Here is a 7,720-nt window from a genome sequence, read left to right as displayed (position 1 = left end):
ATCACCTTGGCGTGCAGGGTCGGCGACGACAGCACCCGGACACCCTTGTTCACGTAGTAGGCGAGGGCGGCGGGGGAGGTGGCGTGCGCCCGGATAGCGGCCTTGGAGGCGTTGACGACCAACAGGTCCCCGGCGCGCAGCGGGAGCAGGTCGGGCGCGTCCTGTCCGAGGTAGCCGATCGCGGCGTACCGGGCGCCCCGGGTGCGGATGGCGCGGGTGATGTGTGGCCACGGGCTCGGCCCGTGGAAGGTGGTCCCCATACCGACAGACGGTAACCGGCCCGCCTTGCGTGTGGTGCCGGTCCCCGGCAACGCTAAAAGAAGCTAAAGGGGGCGCCGTCGGTCTGTCACTCCCGGCGTAGGTCGACGGTGGCGCGTGCGGCGGGACCGCGCCCGAGGTGCGGCGATCCGGCCGGATCGCTTTGTTGCGGAGAATGCGTCGGCATCGGCATCGGCATCGGCCACGACCGTCGGCCCGACGCTCGTACGCTGTGAGCACCACGAGACCAGCGGGAGAAGACTCATGAGTTACGAAGCGATCTACGACGGGGTCCGTTATCCGCTCGCCGATGCGGCCGCTGCCCACGGCCTCGAGGTCGCGATCCGGGGCCTCTTCGCAGACAATGGCAACGGCGGATTCGTCGGTTTTGTCAGCCAGAACTCGACGGTTCGCCTGCTGATTACGCCGGCGACTCCGGTCGCGATTCGGGGCAGCGACGAGCCGGACCCGAGCGTCGTCCACCGCTGGTAGCCCGCCCACAGCCGATACCGTCGTCGGACCGCGACGGTGTGTCCGCCGTCGCCGATGACGATGACCGGGTGTCAGCGAGACGTTCGGCAACGATCCACCGTCAGCAGAAGGAGGGTACGGTGCCCGGCCTCATTTTTGGGCGGGTGTCACCTACGGCATTAGCCACACCAGATTCGAGGCCACCCGCGAGCTGCTCGTACGGTTCGCCGAGGGACACACCACCGGAGTGGCGATGTCCCTCACCCATGACGGCGGCGCCCGGCACCACCTGTTCATCACGCCCGGGGTGCCGATCACGCTGGTGGAATGACGCATCCGAGGTTGTCGGGTCACGACGGTTCCCTGCGCTGACGTACCCGAGCTGTGTGTCCGACTAGGTCGTCGCCAGCGGCGTCGAAGCCGTCGGCCGTAACACTCACATCCTGGGCGCAAATCTGCATGCAAACATGCCCGCGAAGATACGTGCGAGAAGGCATGTGGTGGGTAGGGTGATGTCCGCGGAACTACACGGGCGGCACGCGGAATGCGAGTGGGTGGGGATGGCGAAGATAGAAAATTCCGGGGGCGGCGCCCGTCGCCGCCCGACCGGAGCCGGACGAGGCGCCGCGGGGTCGGGGAAACGCGCTCCCGGTGCGGGAGACTCCGGTCGTGCGGGAACGCCGAGTCCGGAGTTGACGGCGAAGTTGGAACCGCGGAAGGGCCCGGCGAAGGTTCCGCTCAATACCCGGGTGCTGGCCTCGACGGAGGCCCGGTTGACCTGGCTGGTGAACAATCGTCAATCCACGGTGACCAACGTCGTGGACGTGGCCCTGCAGGAGTTCTTCGACCGCTACAGCGTCCCTCCGGCAGATCATGACGGCCGGATCGCCGAGCAGGAGTCATGAGCGGTCCGTGGGAGCAGATTCCTCTGTTCGCACTGCCCGAGGGAACGCTGACGGCGTCTCCCGATTCCACCGATGACGTTGTCCCCACCGATGATGTTCTTCCTGACGGCGACGCTGTCTCCGTCGATGCTGTTGTCTTCGTCGGAGCCGATCAGGCGGGCTCGGAGCCGGCCGTTGTTGGACATCCTGAATCGTCCGAGCAGTCGGATGTCGCCGAAGCCGACGACGCCCCGACGCCGCCGTCTCCCGAGGTGGATGGCGCTGCGGTGGACGGCGACCAGGCTGGCAGCGACGCCGTCGACCCGCCGGTGTGGGAGGCGCTTCCGGCCGGTGAGGAAGCCGATGGTCATGCGTTGATCGTGACGGCCGCGGGGACGTACACACCGTCCGGGCGGGAGTTGACCGGGCCGGTCGATTCGGTCGAGAAGCTGGACAAGCTGATCCGCTGGGCCTCGCTGACACCGTTGGGAGCCCCCGCACAGATCTGGGTCGTCGGACAGGGCGCATGCGAGCTGCTCGGGTGGATTATTGATCCGGGCAGCGAAGACGACGTCGACGATATGGAAGCCCTGCGCAACCGCGCCGCCCAAGAATTGACCGCCGTCCTCCAGGCCGCCCTCACCCCACTGCTGACCGCGGGGTGGGAACTGCGTGGCGATCCCGGGCACGTGGTGCACCTGTCCCGTTCGATCGGGAACTTCACCTCGATGGTCGATGTCGTGATCGAACCCTATGTGTGGACCTACTGGAACAAGGACTTCGGTTGGCACAACCGGGTCGGAGACATGGGCATCCTCGGCTCACCGACGGCCGGAACGTATCTCCCGGACGACGACCTCCCGGCAGCACGTGAACTCGGTCGCCGGTTGGCCTGGTGCGCCAAGCACCTGGGGGTGCTCCCGGGACCGACACCGGCACGTACCGGCGCCGCGATCGTCGACAAGATCAAGCGTGAGCGCACCCGCAGCGGCAAAGGCATCGTCGTCACCGCACCTGGCTCGGTCCCACCGCTGGACGGCCCGCCGCGGGGAGACCTCGAACCCGCGGTCGGCTGGACCCGCGTCCCCGACGAGCAGGATCTCGACGGGACGGGCCGGTTGGTGTCGATCGACCAACGCGCCGCCTACCTCGCATCCGCGGGCATGCTGGAATTCGGCTACGGGCAACCCACACACCTGACCGGTAAGGCGGCGGCCGCGGCGGCGGTGGGGGAGAAGGGGGCCCCGTTCGGGCTGTGGCGGATCACCCTGCCCGCGGGGCAGACGTTGTCGCTGCCCGAGAAGCTACCTCTTGCGCACCCACACATGCTGGCGGACCAGCCGGTGCAGACCTGGGTGACCTCGGTCAGCTTGGACGGGTTGTGCGCACCGGTGGCGGATGGGGGTATCGGCGCCGACCTCGACGATGTGGACATCGCCGAGGCCTGGGTGTACCCGGAGCAGGGCCGGGCCCTGGACAAGTGGGCGAAGATCCTGCGCGAGGCGCGGAAGGCTGCGGTGGACACCGACGACGCGGCGACGAAGCGGTTCCTCGGAACCTGTTACAAGGGGTACATCGGGCGAATGGTCAACCCGGACATGTGGACCGCGACCCGGATGCAACATCACCACCAACCGCTGTGGCGTGCGGCGATCATCGCGCACTGCCGGTGGCGCGGCCGCCGGGTGGCGATGCGGATTGCCCGCGAGCACGGCCGCTGGCCGGTCCGCACCGTCACCGACTCCTGGGTGTACCTCCTCGCCGACGGTGAGGACATCACCGACCCGAGCGAGGCGCTGGGGAAGATGTCGGTCGAGAAGGACGTGGTCCTCACCGACACCCTGCTGTCCGCCTTCACCTCGGCGCAGGACGTGCACGACGTGAACCTGGCGATCAAGGCGGCATTCGCCGACGACGAGGACGAAGGGGAGGGGGTGCTCTGATGGCCCTGCATCTTCCCAAGCCCCGCACCACGAAACCGGCGCAGCAGGCGGTCGGCCTCGACGGCCTCAAGGTTTCCGTCGCCAACGCCGCGACCACCGGCGTGGAGAAGTCGAAACAGGTCAAGTCCGGGGGACTGGCCGGGCTGACCAGCAAGGTCTCCGTCAAACAGCTGCGCACGGAACTCGGCAACGAGGGCCTGCGGCAGGCGGCGATCGATGCCGGCCGCACACCCCCGTCCGACCGCACACTGCGCCGGTGGGCGCAGCAGGGCCGCATCCCGCACCCGGACGTCGTCGAGCGTGCCCAACGCCGTGCCGCGATCGAACGCCTCGGTGGCATCGACGCCGTCGCCGCGAAGATCGGCCGGTCCCGCTCCGCCGTCTCGCGGTACCGGTCCGGGGACACGAACGAGCTGCGGGCCGACGCCAGCAAGAAACTCAAAACCGTGAAGGCGCAGGACATCATGAAACGCGCCGGGGTGTTGCGCCCGGACGGAACCCCGAAGAAAGCGGTGATCCGGGTCAGGGGCGGTGTCATGGTCCGCAACGGCGCCGACGAGGGTTACGACTACCGGGTCCGCACTCTGGATTTCGCGAACTCCGACACCCCGTTCACCAGTGACGAGTCCCACGAACTTGCGGCCGCGCTGGCGAATGACGATCACGCCCGAGTCGTCGCACTCCTCGAGCGGCACGCCACCCTCGACTACCCCGAGAACAAGGGCTTCGACAAATACAGCGATCAATTCGGATTCCACTTCGACCACATCGACTCGGTCCACATCGACTGGATCTAATCCCAGCCGGGAGCGAATCACAGGGGGACGTGACGCTTTCGACAGTCAGATCGTGGAAAGCACTGCTATCGAGGCAGCTTTGCTATCGGAGCTATCGGAGCTATCGGAGCTAGCGGTTTTCGCACCGCTACGGGAGTGCGCGGCGGAGGCCGGGTGGCGGGCGACCCTCGAATGAGGGCCGGGCAGAGAGAAGTTATCCCCATACCCCGTTGAATTCGGCAGCCGGATTCGGGCACCGTATGCACCTCACCCCCACTGGTGCGGACGTGGCGGAGGCTGCGCATGGTCTTCCCGGGACCCGCACCGACGGGGTGAGCGTCAGAGCCCGCCGACGACAGATGAGGTGCCCATGCCCGCAAGATATTCGAGAGCCCGCAGCCTGGTGGCTTTCGTCGCGTGTGCGACCGTCGCCGGCGGTGGCGTCGCGGTGACCGCACCCGCGATCGCCCATGCCGACACCACCGGCTGCGCGGCGACGTTCAACCTGCTGATCCCCGGAACCTGGGAAACCTCCGAGAACGCCGACCCCACCCAGCCTGTCGGGATCCTCAAACCGGTCGCCGACGCCATCACCTCCGCCCACGGTGACCGGGCGAACGTCTACACCCTCCCGTACATGGCCCGCGCGTTCGACAACGGCCACACCTACGCCGACAGCAAGGCTGACGCCCTCACCAACGCCACGGCGGTACTCTCCGACGTCGCGGGCACGTGCACCAGCACGAAGTTCACGATCACCGGCTACTCCCAGGGCGCCGACGCCGCAGGCGATCTCGCCTCTCAGATCGGCAACGACACCGGGCCCGTCCCCGCCGACCGTGTCCTGGCCGTCGGCCTGCTCGCCGACCCCGGCGCCGGCACGAAGGGTGCGGCGATCGTCGGCCCTCGCACCTCCGGTCACGGCATCGCCGACCCACGCCCGCAGGGCATGGGCACGCTCTCCGGCCGGGTCGCCTCGATCTGCGACCCCGGGGACCTGTACTGCTCAATCCGCAAGGGCGACAACCCACTACTGGGCTCGCTCGGGTCGATCCTGTCCAAGACCCCCAGCACCAATGGCGGCGACAGCAGCACGAATGGCGACACCAGGAACACCGGTGGCGATGCCCGGCTGGCCACAGCGCTGACCTCCGACTTCTCCGGTGCCGACCTGCCCGCGCTGGGCCGGGGTGTCGCCACCCTCGGACAGCAACTCGCCGAGCCGAACGTCAATGTCGGCGGCGTCGCGGCGACGGCATCGACCATCGCCACCACACTCGCCCCGATCGCCGACCTGATCGACTCCGGGACCGCGCACGCCGCCACCGCCCAGCTCGCTACCGCCCCGGCGGGCAGCCCCGAACATAGTGCCTCCGAGGTGCTCTCGAAGGCCGGGGCATCCGACCTGTCCGCCGCACTGAACACCGTGACGACGATCGCCGACACCGCACGGAAACTCGCCGATTCGGGAACGACGACCGTTACCGCCACATCGGCGGACGCGGCGCACCTGTCGGCCGCGGCCACCACCCTCGGCAGTCAGGTCGCCCCGCTGACATCGGTTCCAGTCGATGCACTGTCGGCGGCCTCGACCGTGCTGTCGGTGCTCAAACCGGCCACCGTGGTGGGCCAGGTTCTCAACGTCGCGACCGGGGTGACCGCGCTCGACGTGCCGGGCATTCTCCGCAACCTCACGGTGCTGCCGCAGAAGGTCGCCGCCCTCGACGCCCACGGTGCGCACCAGGTGGCGGGGGAGCTGAACAACCAGTTCGCGCCGTTGGTGAAGATGGCCGCGGCCGTGGATCTGCGCTGGGTCTCCCAGGTGCTGTCGGTCATCCCGGACCCCACCGGCCACACCCAGATCGCCGCGCTCGTGGCGTCGATCCTGGGAGGCGTCGACGTCATCCGGCTGGCCACCCTGATCGGGCGGATCCAGGACATCGCCTGGACCGCGGTGGAGAAAGTGCTGCCGCCACCCGGCCAGGTTCCCGACCCTGCCGGGGCCGGGGCCGCGATGGCCGGCCTGCTGCCCGTCGGCCTCGACCTGGCCTCGGTGGCGGTGAACATGCTCTCCGGCAAGGCCTCCAAGACCCCGCCGGAGCTACTCGGCAAGCAGTCAAAGGCGGCGACCAGCATCAGTACCCAGACGCAGAATCTCGATCTGCCGGCGCTGACCGGCTCGCTGACGACCATGGCCCAGTCACAGGGCGCCGAGGACCTGACCGCCCTGGTCGGCGAAGGCCTGAAGGCCGCGAGCTTCTTCACCTCCGGTGCCCACACCAACTACAGCGCCCTCGTCGTCGACAACGCCGGCCGAGACGCGATTACCTGGCTGTCCGACTGGCTGAATATTCAGATCGGACACTCCGTATGACCTCCCGTGCCCACAACCCGGCCGCCCGCTGGATCTTCTGCGACCTGTGTCATCACCGCGGGTATCACAGCCGCGCCGACGCCAAAGCCGTCCGTAAAAGGCACCCCGGCGAGAAGGGACTCGCCGTGTTCGTCTGCCCGCACACCCCGGGACTGTTCCACCTCGGGCACCGCCCAGAAGCGTTGAGCAACGGGCAGATCGACCGGGAACGACTACGACACCAAGCGATCCGCACTGAGTGAGTTCACAGTCGATGACCGTCCGAGATCACCATGACCGTCGCCGACCTTGCTACCGACCGACACCTCGGGATCGGCGGAGCGCTCCGGCCTTCCCCGTCGAAACCCGAGGCACAGGGCGGCCGACACCTCGACTGCCTCGACACCGTTCTCCCCGACCTGCACAACAAGACTGGGTGCGTCGCGGTCGCCCGGTTGCGCTGGAACGATGCCCACACTCGCTAGAGTTGTGGTGTAGCCATCCCATCGCGGTGGGATCGGAAGTGGGCCGCAGGACTACTCGCCGGATGACGAGGCCTGTGGCTCGCGACAATTCCGTGCAAATCTGTTGGAGGTCAGGGTCGGCCAACTTGCCGAGGCACCCCGTCCCACCCGAGAGTGAGTGACGGCCCGCACACGATGTCGGCGAGCAGAGCGTTGGCTACAGCACCCATTCGATCGTCACCGGCGCAGGGAATCAAGGGCCGTACCGACGCTTTGCAGAGCAAAAGCGCGGTGACGTGGGGTTTCGGACCCGACGCTGCGATAACTGAAATTATCGTCGCCGAGTGCGCACAAACCATGAGTGACACGGAGCGGCGCTGTCCTGGTGTCCTGGCTCGGCGAAGTTTGTGATTCGTCGTCGGAATGTCAGCCGCACGACCTGCGAACTCGTCACTCCATGTCAGCACGTCTCGTCACTAATCCGAAAATGAGGTGACGTGCCTGCGGTGCCGGCACGTGTGTTGTCCCGGCGGAACGTAGCGGAGCCGGGAAGGTCGTGGTGGTGTTGTTG

Annotated in this window: 7 protein-coding genes and 1 pseudogene; 7 read left to right on the top strand and 1 reads right to left on the bottom strand. The window is 67.7% G+C overall.

Translation table 11 applies throughout. The annotated features are described in order from the left end of the window. A pseudogene (locus tag ACFWAY_RS52455) lies at positions 1-260 on the bottom strand (phosphatidylserine/phosphatidylglycerophosphate/cardiolipin synthase family protein); the annotation flags it as partial. Between the two features lie 262 nt (positions 261-522). Between ACFWAY_RS52455 and ACFWAY_RS52450 the strand changes: the two are divergent. The 7 genes from ACFWAY_RS52450 (at position 523) to ACFWAY_RS52420 (ending at position 7,170) form a co-directional block, all read left to right on the top strand. Beyond that, positions 523-750 carry a hypothetical protein gene (locus tag ACFWAY_RS52450; protein WP_378452744.1) on the top strand — a complete coding sequence of 76 codons (228 nt, stop codon included), beginning with the start codon at positions 523-525 and terminating at the stop codon, positions 748-750. 491 nt (positions 751-1,241) lie between these two features. Beyond that, positions 1,242-1,634 (top strand): hypothetical protein, encoded by a 393-nt coding sequence (locus tag ACFWAY_RS52445; RefSeq protein ID WP_378516350.1) that lies wholly within the window; start codon positions 1,242-1,244, stop codon positions 1,632-1,634. Then, positions 1,631-3,556 carry a hypothetical protein gene (locus ACFWAY_RS52440; RefSeq protein WP_378516349.1) on the top strand — a complete coding sequence of 642 codons (1,926 nt, stop codon included), beginning with the start codon at positions 1,631-1,633 and terminating at the stop codon, positions 3,554-3,556. The genes ACFWAY_RS52445 and ACFWAY_RS52440 overlap by 4 nt, the downstream gene beginning before the upstream one ends. Beyond that, positions 3,556-4,353, top strand: a complete 798-nt coding sequence (locus ACFWAY_RS52435) for a hypothetical protein (protein ID WP_378516348.1) — start codon at positions 3,556-3,558, stop codon at positions 4,351-4,353. The genes ACFWAY_RS52440 and ACFWAY_RS52435 overlap by 1 nt, the downstream gene beginning before the upstream one ends. Before the next feature lie 349 nt (positions 4,354-4,702). Further along, positions 4,703-6,706 (top strand): cutinase family protein, encoded by a 2,004-nt coding sequence (locus ACFWAY_RS52430; protein WP_378516347.1) that lies wholly within the window; start codon positions 4,703-4,705, stop codon positions 6,704-6,706. After that, on the top strand, positions 6,703-6,948 hold the full coding sequence (locus ACFWAY_RS52425; protein ID WP_378516346.1) for a hypothetical protein: 246 nt from the start codon (positions 6,703-6,705) through the stop codon (positions 6,946-6,948). Before ACFWAY_RS52430 ends, ACFWAY_RS52425 begins: the two co-directional genes overlap by 4 nt. A gap of 30 nt (positions 6,949-6,978) precedes the next feature. Beyond that, on the top strand, positions 6,979-7,170 hold the full coding sequence (locus ACFWAY_RS52420; protein ID WP_378516345.1) for a hypothetical protein: 192 nt from the start codon (positions 6,979-6,981) through the stop codon (positions 7,168-7,170). Positions 7,171-7,720: the final 550 nt, after the last annotated feature.

The sequence above is a fragment of the Rhodococcus sp. NPDC059968 genome (genome assembly GCF_042738615.1).
GTDB lineage: Bacteria > Actinomycetota > Actinomycetes > Mycobacteriales > Mycobacteriaceae > Rhodococcus_F.
This window is presented reverse-complemented; position numbering and strand designations above follow the sequence as displayed.